Origin of the sequence: Atopobium sp. ICM42b, assembly GCA_000564995.1 — a bacterium.
Taxonomy (GTDB): Bacteria; Actinomycetota; Coriobacteriia; order Coriobacteriales; family Atopobiaceae; genus Lancefieldella.
Genome location: JDFH01000020.1, coordinates 67,440 through 89,289, shown reverse-complemented (window position 1 = coordinate 89,289; position 21,850 = coordinate 67,440). Strand labels below are relative to the sequence as shown.

The window sequence follows — 21,850 nt, the reverse complement described above, 5'->3', positions numbered from 1 at the left end:
CATCGGCTAGAGATAAGCCATCTACCTGCGCTTCACGCGCTACAACTGCTTGACGCTCTTGCGCGAAACTACGGTGGTGTGGAGTTGCGAAATACATGGCGCGTAATGGGCGTCAGTCGTCTGGTCAATGAGACGTTTAACTGCGATTTCTCCCATTTCGTGCTTGGGAACGTGCACGGAGGTAAGCGACGGCTGGATCAGCTTGCAAATGCGGTCGTCGTCAAAACCCACAACCGAGACATCACCTGGAACATCAATGCCCAGCTCACGTAGGGCGCGAACAACGGTGGCTGCCAGACTATCGCTCTCGCAGAAAAATGCGGTAGGCAGCGAGTTGCGCCTCTGTTCCAGCCAATCGACCAGTTGGCGATAGGCCTCCTCGGGCGTTGAGTCGACAAGCACGCGGTTGTTCTCGTCAAACGGGAATCGCATGTCGTCCAGCACACGACGCATGCCATGCTCACGCAGGGGATAGTTCTTGCAGCGCTCCACGTGGCCGACGTACCCGATGGCCTCGTGGCCGTGCTCCACCAGCAGCGTGCACGCGCGATACGCTGCGGTTTCGTTAGCGGTGACCACGCAGTCAAACGGCAGCTTGTCGCTCCAGCTGTCCAGAATCACCAGCGGCAGGCTGAATTCCTCCAGCAAGGAAAACTGATCGTCGGAGACAATCTCGGTGGCGAGAAGAACGACGCCAGCTCCCTCGTTTTGTTCCAGCTCAGCAATGTTTTTCCTGCTAGTAAGGGGGTCGGGGAGGTCCAAGGTTACCATCGCCGACGGCAGTCCAAGCCTGCGAGCAGCGCGTTCGATGCCGGTATAAACACCTGCTTGAAAGGCGCTTTCGTCGACGATGTGGCCGTTGACGCGCGCAATCGCAAAAATAATGCGAGAAATCTGGGCCGAGCGGCTGTACCCAAGGCGCGCAATGGCTTCCAGAATGATGTGGGTTGCCTTGGCTCCGACGTTGCCTTTTTCGTTGAGGACATTAGAGACGGTTGCAGGAGAGTAGCCTGTTTCAGCAGCTACATCGCGGATGCTTACCCTTGTCATAGCGTCCCCCTCAAACGTCAAATAAACAACTCAACTAATACGTTAAAAACGTTTTACCTGCAAGTACTTCATAAAACTAATACATCCACTATATAAAAGTTGTATAGATAAAACAACGTGGACAATCTTGTTTAATTTGTTTACAATACCAACGTTAAGTGTGTAAACGCCGAGAAACCCGGGCAATAAACAGGTAACATCGGCACAACGGTTGATGCCGCCAGCACGGCAGCCGCACGCAGCCACCAGCACGGCAATCGCGCGCCCCGCACGCAGTCCCGCGAAACTGCTTGCGCATCAACCACATATTAGGACGAGAAACCCCGTCCTGTCTCGAAGGAGAAGACATGAAAAAGGTAGTCGTAGCTTGTGGTTCCGGTATCGCAACCTCTACTGCTGTTGAGGCAAAGGTCAAGGATCTTCTCGATTCCAACGGTCTTGCTGGAACTTACAACATTGTTAAATGCTCCATTGGCGAGGCAGTTGGCCAGTGCGCAGATGCAGATATCCTCATTGCAACTACGGAGGCACCTGCAAGCATTACCTGCCCATATGTCAGCGGCGTTCCTTTCCTTACTACCATTGGTAAGGCAGCTGCTGAGCAGCAGATTCTTGACATCCTCAAGTAAGTAGTTCGGTAATTTACACCCGCTCGCCAACGGCTGTTTGCCAACGGCGGCGGGTGTTTGTTTTTTGTTCGAAAGAAGGTAAGTGTGGAAGTAGTAATTTCATTCTTCTCGTTCCTTCAGGGCCTCGGTGTTGCAGTCATGATGCCAATCATCCTGACCATCATCGGTTGCGCTCTGGGAGCAGGCTTTGGTAAAAGCCTCAAGGCTGGCCTTATGGTCGGCGTTGGCTTTATCGGCCTTAACCTCGTCATCAACCAGCTGTTTGGTACCGCAATTGGACCTGCAGTTCAGGAGATGATTCACCGCTTTGGTCTGACTCTCAACGTCATCGACGTCGGTTGGCCAGCAGGTGCAGCAATTGCACTCGGCACCACCATTGGTTTGGTTATCATTCCTTTGGCACTTATCGTTAACCTGCTTCTTGTCCTGGTTAACTTCACCCAGACGGTCAACGTCGACATCTGGAACTATTGGCACTACGCATTCGTCGGCTCCCTTGTTGCAAACGTTACCAACAACATCATGCTTGGCTTTGCTGCAGCAATCATCGACGAGGTCATCCTGCTTGTTCTTGCTGACGCAACCGCAAAGGACGTCCAGAAGGCACTTAACATGCCAGGCGTTTCTATCTCCCAGGGCTTCTCGCTTGCTTACGCACCTGTTGCTATGGGCCTGAACTGGCTGATCGATAAGATCCCTGGCGTTCGCGACATCGACATTGACGTTGAGTCCATGCAGAAGCGCTTTGGCGTCTTCGGCGAGCCACTGTTCATCGGCACCGTTATCGGCCTCATCATCGGCTGTGTTGCATATTTCGACGCTGCTGACATTGCAGGCTCCATTACCAAGATCCTGACTATCGGCGTCACCCTTGGCTCCGTCCTGATCCTCATCCCTCGTATGGCAGCTCTCCTGATGGAAGGCCTCCTGCCAATCTCCGAGGCAGCTTCTAACTTCATCCAGCAGCGCGTTAAGAACCGCGGCAACATCTGGATTGGCCTCGACTCCGCAGTTGCAGTTGGCCACCCAGTAACCCTGTCCCTGGCTCTTATCTGTATTCCTCTGATGGTTCTGTTTGCACTTCTGCTTCAGCCAGTTGGCAACCAGACTCTGCCATTCGTTGACCTTGCTGCTGGCACCTACATGCTCGCAGTCGCAGTTCCTGTCTGCAAGGGTAACGGCTTCCGCGGCCTGATTATCGGCATTGTTTCCGTCATCATCGGCCTGCTAATCTCCACCGCTCTTGCTCCACTCATCACACAGTCTGCAACTCAGGCTGGCTTCGACATCGCAGCTGCAGTTGGTAGCACCGGCGTTGCTGGTTCTTCCCTGATCACCGTCCTTTCCGACGGCGGCAGCCCACTGTCCGGCCTGTTTGTCCTGTTCTCCAGCATCAACCCAATCGTTGGCGTTGTAGTAACCGGCGCAATCGCTTGCGCACTTGCTGTGTGGAACCGTAGCCGCATCCTCAAGGAGGCTGCTGCAATGCACGAGGCTCAGGAGGCTTAGTCCCGTCCCGAGCAGGCCTCGTTGCCTACAGAAAATCGCAAGGAGGCTCGTCCAGGTTCCGCTTGGCGAGCCTCTCTGTTTACCGCTCGATTCCAAAGGCGAGAAACCATGTCCACTCCAAAGTCCTCATCAACCAGCAAGTGCCTGTCCGCCGACGACCGCGCCGACGTCGTGACCAGTGCTGACGCCGCGACCAGCGCCGACGCCGACGCCGTGACTAGCGCTGCTGCCGCGGCCAAGCCGGTCACGTACACGTACGACCGTCGCCGCTACGTCATCGACGTGCTGCTGCCCAACTACGTCTCGATAGTCGTGTTCATTGCAGCAGTCGTGCTGTTTGCGCTCGGGTTTATCCGCTGGTTAATGCTCTTTCTGGTTGTGGTTTGCCTGTACTCGATTCTCAACGCGTTTCTCGCGCATGCCTATCCTGAGCAGGTTATTCTCGCCCCAGACTCAATCACATTTGTAACGGGTAAACACAAATCAACCTACAAGTTGTCCCAGATCACACAGATTCGCGTGCGAGAGGCCCCGCAAGGACTGCGCTCGTACGTGCGCATCAACAAGGTCACGCCGCTGCAAGGTCGCTTCTACCTGACCTGCGGCGATATGACCGATGCGCAGGGCAACGACGCCCGAGAGGTCTACAAGCTGCTGCTCGACCTCGAGGCAAAACTAGATCCCAACGGACTGCGCGTGCGAGCGCGCCGCCAGCAACAGAAAGGGGAGTAGCAATGGCTACAACCGACGCTGAGCTCCTAAAGCCCGAGCTTGTTTTCTTTGACATTGAGGCTAAGGACGCCTTTGAGCTGTTTGACCAGCTCGAGACCCGCCTGAGCAACCTCGGCTACATCAAGAACACCTGGAAAGACGCAATTTCAACTCGCGAGAAGAACTATCCAACCGGACTCGCTTTTCCTGCAGGTGAGATTGCAATTCCACACACCGACCCTGTCAATCTTGAAAAGCCTTACATCGCAATCGTGAAGCCTTCCAGCCCAATCAACTTTGAGCCAATGGGCGGCGACGGCGACACTGTTCCAGCAAAACTCGTCGTTAACCTGGGTATTATGCGTGACGGCGGCCAGGTAGAGATGCTCCAGAGCCTGATGGGAATCTTCATGGACGAGGCAAAGTCTGCCGACGTCTTTGGCCAGACCACCGCAGATGGCATGGTCGCTGCGTTCTCCAAGTACCTCTCCGAGTAGCGCGAACTACCGTGAGCGCGCGACCAGCGTGAACGACCATGCGCGAGCGGCCATGAAGGTTCGCTTGCTTGCAACGACCATTGAGATTTGCACGTTAATGAGCCCCAAACTTTGGTTTGGGGCTCATTTTTGGCGAATTTGGTCCCAAAAAGGTAAAAAATGCGTTTAGTTGGTGTATTCATTTTAAAAATGAGCAGTTTTGGCGTTATTAGTAAAAGAAATAGTTAAAACTTTTTCGCTTATCCTGGGTAAACATCAGTATAAAAAGTTGAACTAAATTTCTTCATCCCCAACTAAACGCATTTTTTACCGCCTGAGGTTCTAAAAACGGGAATTTTCCGAGTCATGTGAAAATTTTGCGTATAAAACGCATGAAAAATGCAATTTCGTGCATAATGGCCTCAATCCGTGCCTACAAACAGTATTCCTTTGGTGTCGGTGCCAGACTATGCCAAGCAAGTACACTGAACTACGCGATTAGGCTGTATGTCCGTGAGTTGGCAGCAACAAAAGTGCTGCTCAAGGTTAGTCGCTCAGATGCAGGGAACCAGCGTGTCGAGAAAACCGCACGTCCATCATTCAGATAAATCTCCACGGTAGACCCATCAACAATAACTCGCAGGTCAAAAAGCTCCTTTAGCCTAATAGAGCGTTGAGTTCTGCCTGCAGCGGTGTCCTCGTCAATGAATTTCAGGGTAAAAGTGCCCTTGGAGTAAGAAAGCACAAGCGCGTCGTTGAGAGTAAGAGTTCCGTCTCCGGATATGTCCGTAATCTCAATATCTGCAGATAGTTGATCTATTTTGACGACAGCGTCGGCGACAAATTCCACACATTCTCGTCGCTTAGCATCAAGCTCTTTAACTGGATGTTGCAGGATAACACCATCACCAGACAACGAAAGTTCTCGAGGCAGAGTAAGGTTGTGGCAGAATTCAATGCCTTCAGGATAACTATGGTAAGTCGGATCGATGATGCCCATCCATCCAATCAAAATGGTTCGGCCAGAATCATCGACGAACGTTTGAGGTGCGTAGAAGTCAAAACCATGATCCCAGAGCACAAAGCTATCGGTGGAAACAGTTTCAACATTGATAAGCTTTTGGCCCTCTGGAAGCGGAAAATAGCCCGACTGCCAGATGTTTTGCCACTTGTCGAGAGGCTCGCTTGAAGTATTCTCTTGCAAGTTAGCGGAATCGCTCAAGCGCGATCCCTTGGACGCATCGGCGCTTGGTTCCGTACCAGCACTTGGTTCCGCATCGGCGTTTGACTCCGTACCAGCGCTTGGCTCCGTACTAGCGCCTTCACTTAGCCCTTGCGGACACACAGATAGAAACTCCTGGTCATCTAGCTGCACCAAAAAAGGGCATTCCCACATGTAGCCAAACGCCTCACGATGACCCAGGTCGTTAGCCCCGCGTATAACCGAGTGGAGCGTCCACGACTCGCCGCAATCATTGGAGTCGTAAATCAACACCGCTCCCGAATCACAGCGTTCATCTGCGGTTTTTGCGTTACCAGCCGCAGTGTCCCTCTCGCGAGTGCCTAACAGCATGCGGAGAGCCCCGTCTTGCTCCCAAACCTTCGGGTCGCGCACGTGGTTTGTGCAGGTATCGGGGTAGTCGGCCGGCTTCAAAACAACGCGCTTTGGCGAGAAACTCAGTCCATCTTCAGAGGTCACCATAACCTCATAGGCCTCTCGACCGACGTCAATGCCGTCGGCTTCTGGGTGCGTTTCGTCCATAACGTTTCCGGTGTAGAAGAGCCGCATGACCTCGCGGGCCGCTGCACTGCCGCGGGCGTCGTCGTTGCCGTCGCCGGCTGCCACAACGCCGCCGTGACCGCAGTCGCCGGCCGACACGTTGCACGTCTCAATCCAGGCCGAACCCGAAAACACGCCGTCCTTATCGAAAGCTGCGTCTGGAGAAATCGCAATAGGTAGAGTCTCCCAAGAGAGCAAATCCTTACTCACAGCATGTCCCCAAAAGCGGAGCTCGTTGGCAGGCCACTCGGGAGTGTACTGGTAAAACGCGTGGTAGACAGACTTAAACTGACAAAGTCCGTTGGGATCATTCATCCAACCCTGAGGTGGGAAGAGGTGAAATTGTGGCGTCCAAAAGTCGTTTGTCATAGCGCTCCGTCTTTCGCGTTTCTTGCAATTATTATGGCATGTGCGCGCAAAGTTCGTGCAGGTAGGTTTAATTCTTTTTGAGTTGCGGTACAGTAAATGCATACAACATTCAAGGCCGATTGCACCCGCAACGCCTGCGCCGATTGCACCCGCACCCGCGCCGCGACCTGCACCACCCGCCCCGCCGGTCTTGCCTGAACCAGAGAGGATACCTATGTCTGAAACCGCTACTAACCAGCTCCCCGATGTCGCCGAGCGCTTCATGCGCTACGTACAGGTTGACTCCCAGTCCAACCCCGACAACGACACCGTCACCCCTTCCACGCCCGCTCAGCACGAGATGGCTCGCTACCTGGGCGAGGAGCTCAAGGCGCTGGGCTGCACCGACGTCACCGTCGACGAGCACGCCTACGTCACCGGCACCTTCGCCGCATCCAAGGGCGCCGAGTCGGCTCCAGCGCTGATGCTCTGCTCGCACCTGGACTCCGTCATCGACGCGCCTGCCTCGGGCATCAAGCCGCACGTCGTCCACTACGAGGGCGGTGACCTGGTGGCCGGCGTCGTTAACGGCAAGACCATCGCAACCACCCAGGAGCAGGTCCCTGACCTCAAGGATTTTGTGGGCATGGACATCATTTGCTCCGACGGCTCCACGCTGCTTTCCGCTGACGATAAGGCCGGTGTGGCTGAGATCTGCGCGCTGCTCAAGCGCCTGGGCGACAACCCCGAGCTCGCGCATCCTACGCTCAAGATTGCGTTTGTTCCCGACGAGGAGATCGGTCACGGAGCAAGCCTGCTTGACCTGGACAAACTCGGCGCAGCGTACGGCTACACCGTCGACGGCGAGGCTCTCGGCGAGTTCAACTACGAGTGCTTCAACGCCGCCCATGCCGACGTCTACTTCAAGGGCGTCATGGTTCACCCCGGCAGCGCCAAGGACGTCATGATCAACGCAATTACCGTGGCTTCCGAGTTCCAGCAGATGGTCCCCGCCTTCGAGCGCCCTGAGCACACCGAGGGCTACGAGGGCTTCTACCACCCAATCGCCATCGAGGGTTCCGCGTCCGAGGTCAAGCTTAGCTACATCGTCCGCGACCACGACGCCCAGATCTTTGCCAATCGCCAGCAGGTCCTGCAGGATATCGCCGCGTTCTTGAACAAGCGCTATGGCGAGAATACCGTCCGCGTTGAGATTCACCAGGAGTATCGCAATATGGCCGAGAAGTTCGACGGCTACGAGTTCCTGATTGATTATGCGCTTGAGGCAAATCGTGAGGTTGGTATTGAGCCTAAGCCAGTTGCCGCTCGTGGCGGTACCGATGGCGCTCAGCTTACCTTCCGCGGATTGCCATGCCCCAACATTGCTACCGGCGGATATAACGCCCACTCCGTACGTGAGTTTGTCCCCGTGCCAAGCCTTGAGGTCACCGTGGACCTTCTGGAGAAGCTCGTCGCCAAGTTTGCTGCCCGCGGCTAACACCTGCGCTGACTGCGCCGCACGCAGCTAGCGCTGTCGCGCTCGCATCGCACGCGAGCCGCGCCGCCGCGGCTAGTGCCGCGCTCGAACTGCCCGCGACCTGCGCCGTTGCATCGCGCGCGACCGTTTGACGTGCTGCTTTGCCATTCATAGCTAGATTTCTACCGTCTACGCTCCCGTTCACCCTTGTCAATAAATGGTGTGCGGGAGCGTAGCATAATTATGAAGGGTTATTGTTCTTTTTTTCACGGAGTAAGGGAGGTCGCAATGCTCGCAGTGTTTTTTGGAATTGTTGTCGTTGCGGCACCCGTCATAGCTGCGTTTTTAGAGCACTCGGGAAACGTTGGAATTTCCGAGCGTCGCCACAGCCACCACGATACCTACGTAACTCCCGCCGCGCTTACACGTTCGCTCATTATTGATATGGCATTTGTCAGTGCAATCGCAGTTATTCTCGGCTGGCTTTGCTACGTTAACGTGTTTACGCCAAACCCAGACATTGTTATGGCGTTTTTTGCGTCCTTCTCGGTTGTTATGTTTATGGCGTGGTATATCTTGAGCCGTTATAAGGTCTCGCTTTTTGATGATGAAATGGTTGTAGTGCCCTTTGTAGGCTCTGAAATTTCCATCAACTACCAGGACATTAAGCGTATGGAGTGGGTTGGCGGCCGTCGGGGCTCCGGGTTTAGAGATCTTCTAATTTTGACTTCGAATGCGTCAAAGGTGCGTCTCTCGGGTATGATTGGACTAGACCAAGTGTTGCTCAAGATTGATCGTTTTGACGTTTTGGCGCACAGTTCAACTAGATAGAAGTACAAAGATGCAGCTTGGACTGTATCAGCTCTGAGGCGCGTCGCTTGCGTCAACGTAAAGCTTCGGCGTACGATACGTCCACACTAGTCTGCGCAGCATGCAGTAACGGGGGACGTTTGTGATTAAGCTTGTTTTATCTGATATGGACAATACGCTGGTACCCTTTGGGAACAGACGCGTGTCGGACTTTACACGCAAGGCAATCCATACGCTCCTTGAAGAAACAGATATCGCCTTTGGCCCCTGTACCGGCCGAGATTACGTTGAGTTGATGCGCCTCTTCAGCCTCGATGAGGCGTGCATGCAAACCGGCGTCATGTCTACAGGCAAGCGCGTGCTGTACAAAGGCAAGACTATCTCGCTCTCCATCTTTGACCATAAAACATTGCAGGGTGTCGCAGATGCTCTTGCTGACGAGAAGAACATGTTCTTGGTCTGCTATCCAGAGAAGACCAACCTCTTTAACCCGGCATATGTTGTCGGCCCGCTGGACAAAGACATTCTCGCCGATTACGAGCGCAAACTGGTGTTTGTCTCGGGCATTGTTGATCAAGTCCCGGACGACGTCGATTTTGTCGCCGCAACAATTGCGTGCCCAGGCACGGAGGAGGACATGGAGCGCTGTCGCCAAAAGGTGGCCGCAGCTTGTCCAGACGTGTACACCATGTCGGTTGTCCCTCAGTGGTTTGACGTGCTTCCCAAGGGTGTGTCCAAGCTGACTGGTTTTGAGACACTCCTGGAAAGAACAGGCATTTCTCCAGAAGAGGTGCTCGTTTTTGGAGATGGCGAGAATGACGTTGAGATTTTAAGTAAAGTTCCGCACTCGGTGGCGGTGGCAAACGCAATTCCAGAGGTCAAGCAGGTAGCAAGGCACCACGTAGGTGCATCTGCAGATGACGGCGTTGCGCATGCCTTGCTTGAGCTGGTACGCGCAACAAAAGCAGGGGAGACTCCCCGTTTTATGATGGAGAACTAGCATGATTAGACTCATTGCATCGGACATGGACGGTACGCTACTGGACCAGAACTCCGAGGTTCCGCCAGAGACATTTGAGCTTATCGAAGAGCTGTACAAGCACGGCGTTCACTTCGTGGCAAGTTCCGGTCGTCGTTACGATACATTGCGTTGGTTGTTTGAGCCGGTCGCAGATAAGATTGACTACGTGGCCTCTCTTGGCACGCAGGTCTATGTAGAGAACGAGGTTATCGACCGCGAGGTTTTCTCGTCAGCTTCTATTCGTAAGCTGTTTGAGTTGACGTCTGAGTTTGATTGCATTCACCTGGTTGTTTATGACCGCACGCATACGTATCTGCTGGACGATCAGAGTTCGTTTGTGCGTGAGCTGGACAAAGACCTGCCAAACGCCGAGCGCGTGTTTGATCCGCCTTCACCTGACGTTAGTATCATCAAGGCTGCTATTTGCTGCGATTCAAGGGCTCGCTCCATGGATATGGCTATGATTCTTGAGCGCGAGATGGGCGATAGACTTTCGTTCATGCCTTCTGGAGAGACCTGGATTGACGTGGTGCCTCGTGGTGTGAACAAGGCTACAGGACTTGAGCAGATTCGCAGGTACTATGGCATTTCTCGTGACGAGATTGCTGTGTTTGGCGATTCTATGAACGATTACGCTATGCTGCGTTATGCGGGCACTGCATACGTTATGGACAACGCTCGCTACGCGCTCAAGACGATTGCCTCCAAGGTCATTGCACCCAACACCGAGCAGGGCGTCCAGAAAGAAATGCGTCGAATTCTGGAAGAGCTGGCGTAAGGATCTGGCGTCGTTTACCAAATTGTTCAGCATGACCATTTGGCGATAATTTCATACCGTTAGCCCCGTTCCTTTCTAGGTTTGATGGACTTATTTCGAGAGTCGAAATAAGGTAGTACAGACAGAAATGGAGAGGAGGGGACACGTATGTCAATTGTCAGCACTAAAGACATTGCATATTCCAATAAACGTGCCGTTATTAAAGCATTGTGCGAGAAAAACGCTCTGTCTCGTGTTGAATTGGCTCGTGAATTATCTCTTTCTCCTAGTACCGTTACTACTATTGTTCAAGATTTGCTTCAGTCAAAAATGGTTGAAGAAAGCTCAGAGCGCGTAGTAACCGCTGGTAGATCAAAGACGCTTCTGCAACTTGCTCCAGAGTTTGGTCTCTTGGGACTCGTTCGGGTTTCTCGCCAGAGTCAGGAACTTGTGCTCGTTGACATGGCTCTTAACGAGTACGCTCGTACCACGCTGTCAGAAGAGGCTCCTTCGGGAGAAACTCTACTTGAAAGTATTAAAACTGCTCTTACAAGGTTTATTGTTGACGGCTCAATTCTTAAGGGAATTGGAGTTCTGCTTGAGGGCGATGTACTTGAATCAGAGCTTTCCGTCATGTATTCAACGGGTCATGATTCGGCAACAATTTCCCTGGTACAAGCGTTAGAGAGTTCCTTCAGGGTAGTGGTGAAGCAATTTGAGCAGAGTGACTTTGCTCTTTCTCAAGTAGAAAGCTCAAACAACATTGAGGATGTTTCTTCATACTTGCATCTCTCATTTGGAACTCGAGTTGTAGCTCAAGTTGTCAGCAATAACACCCCTCTTCCTATGAAAGAAGGATTAAACGCAGACGTTACTCAGCAACTTGTGAGCGTAGACGGCCTGCAACTTGATAAGTTAATGAACCTTATCAGCACGGTTCAGAGTCTATTTTCTCTTGATGCTGTGGTTGTATCTGTGCCCGAAGAAGATATCTCTACTTCTTTGATTAAGGAAGATACGCTAAATAAGGCGTTGTCTACTCCTGCGTTTTTGGCGCAAAAATTTGCTCAGTTTGAAGCATTTCCAAAACTAATCGTAACAAGAATGACTTCAAGAAACTTATTAATAGATGCTGTTTCTGCTCTAAGGTTTGCTTGTCTTTGTCCAGAAACTGTCCAGCTTTGGAAACGGGCGCTTATTTCTGGTTGGCGTCCAGTAAGTTCTACGTAGTAAATCGGTAAGACTTACGCAGGTTATATGCAGGAAACCAGCAAGGCTTGCGTAAGAAGCCAGCAAGGTAGATGTAGGGAAGTAGTACGCTATGTGCCGCGCTGGAACAAAGGTGTTTCTCGACTTTGTCTGCTCATCAAAGTCGTCAACATGGTGCTCAGGCATCTATAGAAGTACGTGTAGGTTGTTTGAAGGAGAGATAGCTGCACTTGCTATCAAACAATGTGTTCCTAAGGAGGAAACATGGTTCAGGGTATTTTGATCCTCTTGGTCTTTGTGGCTATAGCTGCATTGATGATGACTAAGAAGATCCCAACTCTGCTTGCCCTGCCACTGATGGCCATTTTGATTTGTGTCATCGCAGGCGTTCCAATGTTTGGAAAAGACGGCGACGGAAAAGAAATTGGCTGGTTGACATCAGTATTTGAGGCTGGCACCGTCCGCATGGGCGCCGCAATCATGGCTGTTATTTTTGGCGCATGGTTGGGTCAGCTTATGAACAAGACTGGTGTTACCGAGACGATCATCAAGAAAAGTGCAGAGCTTGGTGGCGATAAGCCCCTGGTAATCACCTTGATTATGTCTATTGCAGTAGCTGTCCTCTTTACTACACTTTCTGGCTTGGGATCCATCATCATGGTTGGCTCAATCGTCCTGCCAATTTTGATTTCTGTTGGTGTTCCCGCAGCTAGTGCAGCATGTATCTTCTTGATGTCCTTTACCACTGGTCTGGCACTCAATATTGCTAACTGGACAACTTTCGCAAAGCTTTTCAACCTAGACATTGCTCAGGTTCAGGGCTTTGAGGTTTATCTTGCTGCTGCAACTGGTATTGCAACTTTGATCATGATTGTTGTTGAGTTCAAGCGTAATGGCATTAAGTTTGCCTTCAGCGCTCCAGTTGCTGAGCAGAGCAACTCCAAGCAGCTCACCGGTGTTGCTGGTGGTCTTGCAATGCTTACTCCACTCATTCCTATTGTGCTTGTTGCTTTCTTGAAGGTTCCTGTTACCCCAGCATTTACCGTTGGTATTCTGTGGTGCCTGCTGTTTACCTCCAAGAGCTTTAGCAAGGCAATGAACCTTCTTGCAAAGACTTGCTATGACGGCGTAACCGACGCTGGTCCTGCAATTATCCTGATGGTTGGTATTGGTATCCTTTACCTTGCAGTTACCAACCCAACGGTTAAGGCAGTTCTTAACCCATTCCTGCTTGGCATCATGCCACAGAACCTTATTGCATACATCGTCTTCTTTGCGGTCCTCTCGCCATTGGCTCTGTATCGTGGACCTATGAACATGTTTGGTCTTGGTTCTGGCATCGCAGCTCTTATCATTGGCCTGAACACCCTGAATCCACTTGCTGTTATGGGCGCATTCCTGGCTGCAGAGCGCATCCAGGCAGGTGGCGACCCAACCAACACTCAGAACGTTTGGACTGCAAACTTCTGCGAGGTTGACGTCAACACCGTTACTCGTAAGATGCTTCCTTACCTCTGGGCAGTTTCCATCTTTGGTGTAATTCTGTCTGGCGTTCTGTACTTCTAAGTTCTGACCTTGGGGCGAGAAGACCCTCTTGTTGTGGTCTTCTCGCCTCGTTTTATCTTTGCAGCTGATGGATTGCTGTAAATCAAGGAGGAAACGTGAAAGTTCGTATTGGAATCGACGTTGGCGGAACATTTACTGATGCTGTTGCCATCGACAATGATACGTACGAAATTATCGGCACGGTTAAAACACCTACTACGCACACCGCTGAAGCAGGTGTTGCAGCAGGTATTGTGCAGGTGCTTCATGGTGTTATGGAGCAGCACAACATTAAGCCTGAAGATGTTGTCTTTATTGCTCACGGTACCACCCAAGCAACAAACGCCCTGCTTGAGGGCGATGTTGCACAGGTTGGTATCGTAACGCTTGGTAGTGGTCTTCAGGGAGCCAAGAGCAAGAGTGACACCAATGTTGGCGATATTGAACTCGCTGCCGGTAAATTCCTGCGTACCAAAAATGCTTTTGTAGACACCTCTTCTGATGTTGAAGCTGGCATTAAGAGCGCAATTGAGCAGCTTTTCTCGGATGGTTCAACTTCTTATGTTGCCGCTGAGGCATTTAGTGTAGACGATCCAACTAACGAGAATGCTGTTATTGCAGAGTGCTCTGATAGAGAACTTCCTGCTACGGCTACAAATGACATTTCTAAGCTTTACGGCCTGGCTATTCGTACTCGTACAGCAGTTGTTAACGCTTCCATCATGCCAAAGATGCTTGAAGCTGCAAACATGACTGACAAGAGTATTCGCGAGGCAGGCATTGAGTCACCACTTATGGTTATGCGCTGCGACGGCGGTGTTATGACTGTTGATGAGGTCCGTCATCGTCCAATCCTAACCATTCTTTCTGGTCCTGCAGCTGGTGTAGCTGGCGCTTTGATGTATGAGAAGCTTACCGACGGCCTATTCTTTGAGGTTGGTGGCACTTCTACCGATATTTCTTGCGTTAAAGACGGCAAGGTTATGGTCAAATACGCAGAAGTTGGTGGCCACAAGACGTACCTCTCTTCGCTAGATGTGAGAACCGTTGGTATTGGTGGCGGTTCTATGGTGCAGATTTCTGATGGCAAGGCCGTTGACGTGGGACCTCGTTCTGCTCACATTGCTAACTTGGATTACGAGGTATACACCGACGCAGAAAAAATTGTGAATCCACGCCTGGTTGCTGTTCGTCCTATGGATGGAGATCCTGAGTACGCAGCTATTGAGTGCGATGGTGGACTTCGCGTTTGTCTGACCATGGCTGGCGCTGCAAACCTTGCAGGCTTTGTTCCTGAGGGAGATTATGCATACGGCTCTGTTGAAGCTGCTCGTGCGGCGTGGGCTCCTCTTGCAGAGAATATGGGTATGAGTGTTGAAGAAGCAGCAGCTCAGGTCCTTGCTTTTGCCGCAAAGAAGAACGGTGCTGTAGCAGAACAGCTTATGAAAGACTACGGCATGGACCCTCGCACAACCGTTTATGTTGGCGGTGGCGGCGGAGCTTCTACGGTAGTGCCACATTTGGCAAAGACCATGGGTCATACGTTCCGCATTGCTAAGAATGCTCCTGTTATCTCAACTATTGGCGTTGCTCTTGCTATGGTCCGTGACATGGTTGAGCGCAGTGTTACCAACCCAACCGACGATGACATTGTCAGTGTCAGGCGTGAGGCAGAAGCTCGTGCTATTAAGATGGGTGCAGCTCCTGGAACTGTTGAGGTTACTGTTGAGGTTGATACCCAGCGCCACGTTGTCCGCGCGATTGCTGTTGGTGCCACTGAGCTGCGTAGTAAAGACGTTAATGCTACACGTCTGAGTGCAGACGAGCTTAAAAAACTTGTAGTAGAGAACCTTGGCGAGGGTGCAGAAAATGTTTCCGAGGTTGCTCACTCTGCTGAGCTCTTTGCTTACACTGCAACAACTACAGAAAAGAAGCTCTTTGGTCTTCTCACCAAGAAACGCACAGCTTTTCGTCTTATTGATTCCGAGGGTGTTATTAGACTTCAGCGTCCTAATGCTGACGTACTCCAAGAGACCATTAGTTCTTGGCGCAAGGGAGTAACAGCCCTGGTAGAGGACTTGACCGTATACAACGACGGTGGAGCCAATCTGCCAAACGTCTATGTGGTAGTTGGCAAGCGCATCATCGATCTGTCTGGAATGACTTCTCTTGAGCAGATTTTGAGCCTTGCAGCAGTGGAGTTGGGCGGCTATCCGTCCGACGAGCCTGTTATCATTGCTGCTACACTTCGTTTAGGCGATTAAACTCACATGCAGAACGCAGATCACACTTTGGCGAGAAAATCGGTGAACCTTGAAGTAGAGTCTACTGTTGGCTCTGCTTCAAGGTTTCCGTTTCCAACTCGTGAGCTTGCACGTAAAGAGCTCTCGTGGGATCGCTTTGCTGCTCGAATTCCTGAAGAGGATAAAGAGCGCGTGATTGATTTGGCTTGGTCAAAGGGTGAGCGCGCTGCGCATATGGTGTTTGAAGAATCAAACGGTCAAAGTGATTTCTTTAAAATCTGCAAAGATGCAGGCATGACAATTATAAAAAAAGATATTGATTGTGTGTATGGAAACCAGCGATATTTCAGCGATTATGTTTCTGGTACAAAAGAAATTACGCTCTATGAGCAGTCGTGCGTGCTGTGGGCAAAACAAAATCAACTCGAGCCGCATGAAGCTCAAAACCTCATTCTGATGCATGAGTTTTTTCATGTCTTGGAGACGACGCGACTTGGATTAACCAGCAAAGAATACACCGTTCCGCTTATTACTATTGGTCCTTGTAAGCTGGGAAAAACAGGCATTCACGCACTATCTGAAATTGCAGCACATGCGTTTACCAATACTTACTACGAATTGCTACATAACATTTCTGGCACAGGAGGAAACAATGAATCATAAAGAGATTACCTGGAACAACCTACAGATTCCTGTTGTTGGAAGCTTTGATGTGGTCATTATTGGCGGCGGCGTTTCTGGATCTGCTTGTGGAATTCGCTGCGTCAACGAGGGTCTCTCTACACTTATTGTGGACAAGTCAAATCTGCTTGGGGGCTCTGCTACACGAGCGCTTGTGTGCCCTATGATGCCGTCATATGTGCGCCATCTGCCAGTTCTTTCTACCATCGAGCAGCAGCTCTTGGCTTCAGGTGACGCTACGCGTGACGATTACACTACCATGATCTGGTTTGCTCCTGAGCGTTTGGGAGAAGTGTATGAGCAGCTCTACACCACTAAAGGTGGACAAATCCTCTATGACACGTCTCTCGTAGCTGCGGTTCTATCTGATGCCGGTGACGAGAAAACCATCACATATGCAATTCTTGCTTCAACTGAAGGTTTGATTGCTGTATCAGCTCAAACGTGGATTGATGCTTCAGGCGATGCAGTTTTGTCTAGAGCCGCTGGTGTACCAGTTGCAGCTGGTGATGAGGACGGCATCAATCAGGTTTGCAGCTTGCGTTTTACCATGGGTGGAATTGATGTTGAGCGCTATAGAGATTACGTGCTCTCACTTGATGATCACTTCTCGCCATTGGTCGAAGGATATTTCTTTGAGTCCGCGATGGTTGCAGGTAAGAATTTTAAGCTGGAGCCAAAGTTCCGTGAGGGAATTGAAGCAGGCATTCTTGAAGAAGAGGACCTGCGCTATTACCAGATTTTCTCGCTTCCTGGAAAGCCAGGTTGCATGGCGCTAAACTGTCCGCATATTGCAAGCATGCGTACAAACACCTCGGGAGCTGCGCGTTCTAACGCAACAGTTGAGGCGCACGCTCGCATTCGCCGATTAGTTACGTTTTTACAGCGCATGATGCCTGGATTTGAGCAAAGCTACCTTATGGAGCAGGCTTCATTGTTAGGTGTTCGTGAGAGCTGGCGCGTTGAAGGTCAGACAATGCTTACCGAGGAAGATTACGTCAACCAGGCTCGATTTGACGACGGTCTTGTTCGCGGCGATTGGTACATTGACGTTCACTCCAATAAGGGCGGACTCTTCCACAAAAACACCTACGAGCAGGGTGACTATTACGAGATTCCATTCCGGTCGATGGTCACCAAACACATCAATAACCTAGGCGTTATTGGTCGCTGCATCTCTACGACGTTTTTGATGCAGGCAAGTGTTCGCATTATTCCAACGGTCACTGATATGGGAGATGCTATGGGTACGGCATGTGCTCTGGCAAAACAGACGTCAATACCACTCGCTCAGCTAGATGGCGTGGCGGTCCGTGCTGAAGTTGAACAAATGAAACCCGTGAATTCATAATTGCTGTTTAAGAATTGTGGAAGCTGTGATAAACTTCTACAGTCACGGGCGATTGGCGCAGCGGCTAGCGCAGGTGCTTTACACGCACAAGGCCGGGAGTTCAAATCTCTCATCGCCCACCATGGAACCTCACGCGGCGCCCTCGGGTGTCGCGTTTTTTCTTAGGAGTGCAATGAATAACCAGGTAGAAAGCGCGTTTTCTGACGAGAAGCCCGCGCAGGCCGGAGTTGCCGCGCAGGCCGGAGTTGTCGCGGAACCCGGAGCCGTCACGCAGACCGATACAGCTACGCAGGTCGACGCCGTCACGCAGACCGGAGCCGCCATGGAGCCCGTGCGCTCGTTCGACCGCGCGTGGGACCAGATGCGCCCCGTCACCCTCGAGCGCAACGTTATGAAGAACGCCGACGGATCGTGCCTGGTCACGTTTGGCGACACGCGCGTGCTGTGCACCGCTACCGTCGAAGAGGGCGTTCCCGCCTGGCGACGCAGTTCTCGCGCGGGTTGGGTCACAGCAGAATACGCTATGCTACCTGCGTCAACCAACCGTCGCACCAAGCGAGAGCGCGCCAACCGCAAGGGTCGCTCCATGGAGATTGAGCGCCTAATTGGCCGCTCTCTACGCTCCGTTGTTGACCTCAACCGCCTGGGCGAGTACACCATCACGCTGGACTGCGACGTGCTTCAGGCAGACGGCGGCACCAGAACCGCCAGCATCACTGGTGCATGGGTGGCGCTCCACGACGCACTCTATTCACTTGTCGAGAAGGACATTCTCCCTAGACTTCCTCTCACAGGTCAGGTAGCTGCGATTTCTATGGGCTATGTGAATGGCAAGCCGCTGCTGGACCTTGACTATCCCGAGGATTCTCACGCTGACATTGACATGAACCTTGTTGGAACAGAAACTGGACAGATAATTGAAGTACAAGGAACAGGCGAGGGCGGTCCGTTTGATCGAGAGCAACTCAACCAGCTGCTCGATCTTGGTCAAGCTGGCATCGCTCACCTTGTTGACCTGCAAAATCAAGTGACTGGATTTAGGGAGTAACCATGAGTCAAAACAGTGAAAATCAGGGTTCTAACGCTGTGACCTTTGATCCAAATACAACCGTGGTAGTTGCAACGGGCAACGCTCACAAACTTGTTGAGATTGAGGCTATCCTCTCTAAGGTAATGCCTGGTATAAGCTTTGTAGCGCTTGGTCAGCTGGGTGATTTCCCAGATCCAGAGGAGAACGGCCAGACGTTCCGCGATAACGCTCTGATCAAGGCAATGGCTGCGCTTGACGAGGTAGATTGCGTGGCAGCTATTGCAGACGACTCCGGCATTTGCGTTGACGCTCTGGACGGAGCTCCTGGAATCTATTCTGCTCGTTATGCTGGCGAGCATGGCAATGATGCTGCAAATAACCAGAAATTGCTCGCAGAGCTTGTTAACGTTGCTGATGAGGACCGCACTGCTCGCTTCCACTCCACCGTTGCTCTGGTCTACAGAGACGGATCTGTGCTGGTAGGAGAGGGCGACTGCGAGGGCGTTATTGGCCACGAGCCAAAGGGTCACAACGGCTTTGGCTACGACCCACTCTTCTGGCCAGAGGATGCTCCAGGTAAAACCATGGCAGAGCTTGAGCCTGACGAGAAGAACGCTATATCGCATCGTTTCCACGCTCTGCAGGATCTTTCCAAGCAGATTCTGGGATAGGCACGGCGTAGGTTTCGCGTCAGATTCGCGTCAGGTTTGCGTCAGATTTCGGACAGATAACTGCCGCTATGTCAGACTCGCGTCAGAATCGCGACAGATTCCTGACAGATTCCAGACAGAAAACTACCGCCGCGTCAGACTTGCGTCAGCTTCACGTCAGAATCACGACAGAATAGCGACAGAAACACGCCATATAACAGGTCAAAACCGGTCAGCGAGATATTTGTTCTTCTCGCCGACCGGTTACTTTTTTGCTTGCTTCAAATGTTAAACTAAATGTAACTGTGACTTCTGTCTTGGAGGTAGACATGAGGATTGTTCGCACCCGCGATTACGAGGACATGAGCAGAAAAGCTGCAAATGTTATTTCTGCACAAATCATTCTGAAGCCAAATTGCGTTCTTGGTCTGGCAACTGGTTCAACGCCAATTGGTACCTATGCTCAGCTCGCTGATTGGTGCAAGAGGGGAGACCTGGACTTCTCGCAGGTTTCTACGTATAACCTTGACGAGTACCGCGGTCTTTCTCACGACGATCCTCAGAGCTATCACTATTTCATGCGCAAAAACCTCTTTGACCTGGTAAATATTGATCTTGAGAACACTCATGTGCCCGATGGCTCTAATCCTGACGTCGAGGCAGCTTGCGCCGAGTACGATAGGCTTGTTGCTAAGGCTGGCTATCCTGACCTGCAGCTTCTTGGTATTGGTCACAACGGTCACATTGGCTTCAACGAGCCCGACGACCATTTCTCCAAGGGTACGCACTGCGTTGACCTCACCGAGAGCACCATTCAGGCAAACAGCCGCCTGTTTGAGCGCATGGAGGACGTCCCTCGTCAGGCTTACACCATGGGCACGCAGACCATCATGTTCGCGCGCAGCATTCTGATTGTGGCTAGCGGCGAGGACAAGGCTAAGGCTGTTTACGACATGTGCTTCGGCAACGTTTCGCCTCAGTGCCCAGCCTCTATCCTGCAGCTTCATACTAACTGCACCGTTATTGCTGACGAGGCCGCCCTCTCGCTCTGCCCAGCTGAGTAAAACTTGGTTGGTCCAAAGCATCCAAAAGGCTTCTTAATAGCTTTAAAAGCATTTGTCGAGAAAACAAAACTCCCATTCACGAGAATGGGAGTTTTTTGTTGCGGCTTATTTTGCGCGTTCAGCGACACATGGTCAGTTGTACTCCTTTATTGGAATACCAAAAATTACTTATAATCCTTGAAGTAACTGCTGATAGCCAAAAGGACCTGGTAGTTAAGGCCAAGCACATAGTCTCCCTGATCGGTATGAACCGTGCGAAGCGTAAACTCAAGATTGTCACCAACCGTGATTTTATCGCCATCTTTTTTGCCAGTACGAGACATATCGCCAGTTGTAAGTGGGAAAACTCTACCGGCTGGATTAACCGAAGTAACAAAGAATATAAAAGGCTCGACGGCGTTTTCACCAGGGTTAATGTGCAACTGTTTGAAAATCTGACTGTTTGTTGACACGTAGACTACTTCGTTTTTGTCGAGCAGCTTCTTCAGTTCAGGAAGAGTCGCTGCTACCCAAGGTAGATCATGATGAACAAAAGGATTGTCGCTCGCGAGCGACTGCGAAATAGGCGAGCCGTACTGATAGACGTAAACGATCTTGTTGTAGAGCTCGTTGACATCATTAACAGAGGTCTGAGCTGGTGCGGCCTGGTTTGCCTGAACAAGCTCGATAATGTTCATAGAATTGAGCTGGTCAGATGAAGCACCTTTGGACTGTGCTTCAGAAACAGTCAATCCACCAAATGCGAACGACCCTACGCTAAATACCAGGCAAAGCGCTGATAAAGCAACAAGAGCTTTAGATGATTTCTTTTTGGAAAGGAATGCGATTCCGATAGCAAGAGCAACAAAAATAAGCACGATATACCAGGTCTTGCTAATGGCGTATCCCAGAGTCTCAGTCATTGGGCCTCCTTGTGTTTTGAAGTTAGTTACTAATTTTATCAGAGGACCCCTATTTGTCATAAATTTGTTGGGGTTCTGACGCGCTGTCGTTGCAAACCTGACACGATCTTCTCGCGAATCCGACGCGAAGCTGACCGACCGACTGATGTTGTTCCCGTGACATTTGTCGTAAAACCTTGAGATTTTATTTTCTACCTCGTATAGTGGAGTTTCGGAAATTCTGACTATTGTTTGTCGACCGGTACATATCTCCGACACATCAACGTGTCGCACCGCAAACGTACTGATTGACTTGGAGGATTGATGGAAAACGAGATTCCACCAGTTAATCGTGTAGATGAGATTCACGAGAAGCTCAGCGCACTTCAGGGCCAAAAACTCAAGGTCAAGGCCAATATGGGCCGTTCTCGTATTGTTGAGCGCACAGGCACTCTGGTCATGGCCCATCCATCTCTTTTTATCGTTGAGGTCGGCGAGCGCCGCGGTCGCACCGCCCGCCAGTCCTATCAGTACGTTGACGTTCTGACCGGCACCGTTGAGCTTTTTGACTACGAGACCGGCGAGCGTTTGTTTGATTTTGAGTTTGAAGAGTAGTTCAGAAGCGCAC

At 51.3% G+C, this 21,850-nt stretch carries 20 protein-coding genes and 1 tRNA gene; 18 read left to right on the top strand and 3 right to left on the bottom strand.

The window, feature by feature from the left end:
- Positions 1-39: 39 nt before the first annotated feature.
- Complete coding sequence (locus HMPREF1493_RS05640; RefSeq protein WP_035428514.1) at positions 40-1,050, bottom strand: LacI family DNA-binding transcriptional regulator; 1,011 nt, start codon at positions 1,048-1,050, stop codon at positions 40-42.
- 347 nt (positions 1,051-1,397) lie between these two features.
- Here HMPREF1493_RS05640 and HMPREF1493_RS05635 point away from each other — a divergent pair, with 347 nt between their 5' ends.
- The 4 genes from HMPREF1493_RS05635 to HMPREF1493_RS05620 all read left to right on the top strand — a co-directional run bounded on the left by HMPREF1493_RS05635 (position 1,398) and on the right by HMPREF1493_RS05620 (position 4,396).
- Positions 1,398-1,679, top strand: a complete 282-nt coding sequence (locus HMPREF1493_RS05635) for a PTS sugar transporter subunit IIB (RefSeq protein ID WP_035428512.1) — start codon at positions 1,398-1,400, stop codon at positions 1,677-1,679.
- An 84-nt stretch (positions 1,680-1,763) separates the two neighbouring features.
- A complete protein-coding gene (locus HMPREF1493_RS05630) occupies positions 1,764-3,188 on the top strand; it encodes a PTS galactitol transporter subunit IIC (protein ID WP_035428511.1) in 1,425 nt (474 codons plus the stop codon).
- A 108-nt stretch (positions 3,189-3,296) separates the two neighbouring features.
- Positions 3,297-3,920: a hypothetical protein gene (locus HMPREF1493_RS05625; protein WP_035428509.1), complete on the top strand. Its 624-nt coding sequence runs from the start codon at positions 3,297-3,299 to the stop codon at positions 3,918-3,920.
- Positions 3,921-3,922: 2 nt separating this feature from the next.
- The gene (locus tag HMPREF1493_RS05620) at positions 3,923-4,396 is read left to right on the top strand and encodes a PTS sugar transporter subunit IIA (RefSeq protein ID WP_035428508.1); all 474 of its coding nucleotides are present in this window, start codon (positions 3,923-3,925) and stop codon (positions 4,394-4,396) included.
- Between the two features lie 469 nt (positions 4,397-4,865).
- Here HMPREF1493_RS05620 and HMPREF1493_RS05615 read toward each other — a convergent pair whose 3' ends face one another.
- The gene (locus tag HMPREF1493_RS05615) at positions 4,866-6,524 is read right to left on the bottom strand and encodes a glycoside hydrolase family 32 protein (RefSeq protein WP_035428506.1); all 1,659 of its coding nucleotides are present in this window, start codon (positions 6,522-6,524) and stop codon (positions 4,866-4,868) included.
- Positions 6,525-6,738: 214 nt separating this feature from the next.
- Between HMPREF1493_RS05615 and pepT the strand changes: the two genes are divergently transcribed.
- From pepT to nagB, 13 genes are all read left to right on the top strand, one after another.
- Complete coding sequence (gene pepT / locus HMPREF1493_RS05610) at positions 6,739-8,001, top strand: peptidase T (protein WP_035428505.1); 1,263 nt, start codon at positions 6,739-6,741, stop codon at positions 7,999-8,001.
- Positions 8,002-8,268: 267 nt separating this feature from the next.
- The gene (locus tag HMPREF1493_RS05605) at positions 8,269-8,811 is read left to right on the top strand and encodes a hypothetical protein (protein WP_035428504.1); all 543 of its coding nucleotides are present in this window, start codon (positions 8,269-8,271) and stop codon (positions 8,809-8,811) included.
- A gap of 121 nt (positions 8,812-8,932) precedes the next feature.
- On the top strand, positions 8,933-9,790 hold the full coding sequence (locus tag HMPREF1493_RS05600; protein ID WP_035428501.1) for an HAD hydrolase family protein: 858 nt from the start codon (positions 8,933-8,935) through the stop codon (positions 9,788-9,790).
- 1 nt (position 9,791) lies between these two features.
- Positions 9,792-10,589, top strand: coding sequence for an HAD family hydrolase (locus tag HMPREF1493_RS05595; RefSeq protein ID WP_035428499.1), 798 nt, complete (start codon positions 9,792-9,794; stop codon positions 10,587-10,589).
- Positions 10,590-10,736: 147 nt separating this feature from the next.
- Entirely contained in the window at positions 10,737-11,798 is a 1,062-nt protein-coding gene (locus tag HMPREF1493_RS05590; protein WP_035428497.1) for a winged helix-turn-helix domain-containing protein, read from the top strand.
- 243 nt (positions 11,799-12,041) lie between these two features.
- Entirely contained in the window at positions 12,042-13,343 is a 1,302-nt protein-coding gene (locus HMPREF1493_RS05585; protein ID WP_035428496.1) for a C4-dicarboxylate ABC transporter, read from the top strand.
- 95 nt (positions 13,344-13,438) lie between these two features.
- A complete protein-coding gene (locus tag HMPREF1493_RS05580) occupies positions 13,439-15,586 on the top strand; it encodes a hydantoinase/oxoprolinase family protein (RefSeq protein WP_035428495.1) in 2,148 nt (715 codons plus the stop codon).
- Between the two features lie 6 nt (positions 15,587-15,592).
- Positions 15,593-16,228, top strand: a complete 636-nt coding sequence (locus HMPREF1493_RS05575; protein ID WP_035428494.1) for a hypothetical protein — start codon at positions 15,593-15,595, stop codon at positions 16,226-16,228.
- Complete coding sequence (locus HMPREF1493_RS05570) at positions 16,218-17,597, top strand: FAD-dependent oxidoreductase (RefSeq protein WP_035428492.1); 1,380 nt, start codon at positions 16,218-16,220, stop codon at positions 17,595-17,597. Before HMPREF1493_RS05575 ends, HMPREF1493_RS05570 begins: the two co-directional genes overlap by 11 nt.
- Before the next feature lie 46 nt (positions 17,598-17,643).
- Positions 17,644-17,719, top strand: a tRNA-Val gene (locus HMPREF1493_RS05565).
- Between the two features lie 200 nt (positions 17,720-17,919).
- On the top strand, positions 17,920-18,645 hold the full coding sequence (rph, locus tag HMPREF1493_RS05560; protein ID WP_035428547.1) for a ribonuclease PH: 726 nt from the start codon (positions 17,920-17,922) through the stop codon (positions 18,643-18,645).
- A gap of 2 nt (positions 18,646-18,647) precedes the next feature.
- A complete protein-coding gene (rdgB, locus tag HMPREF1493_RS05555; RefSeq protein ID WP_051485299.1) occupies positions 18,648-19,298 on the top strand; it encodes an RdgB/HAM1 family non-canonical purine NTP pyrophosphatase in 651 nt (216 codons plus the stop codon).
- A gap of 308 nt (positions 19,299-19,606) precedes the next feature.
- Positions 19,607-20,341 (top strand): glucosamine-6-phosphate deaminase, encoded by a 735-nt coding sequence (nagB, locus tag HMPREF1493_RS05550; RefSeq protein ID WP_035428490.1) that lies wholly within the window; start codon positions 19,607-19,609, stop codon positions 20,339-20,341.
- Positions 20,342-20,505: 164 nt separating this feature from the next.
- On the opposite strand, the gene HMPREF1493_RS05545 is transcribed toward nagB, so the two are convergent.
- Positions 20,506-21,243, bottom strand: coding sequence for a hypothetical protein (locus HMPREF1493_RS05545; protein WP_035428488.1), 738 nt, complete (start codon positions 21,241-21,243; stop codon positions 20,506-20,508).
- 303 nt (positions 21,244-21,546) lie between these two features.
- Here HMPREF1493_RS05545 and HMPREF1493_RS05540 point away from each other — a divergent pair, with 303 nt between their 5' ends.
- On the top strand, positions 21,547-21,837 hold the full coding sequence (locus HMPREF1493_RS05540) for a Veg family protein (protein WP_035428487.1): 291 nt from the start codon (positions 21,547-21,549) through the stop codon (positions 21,835-21,837).
- The last annotated feature ends 13 nt before the right edge of the window (positions 21,838-21,850 follow it).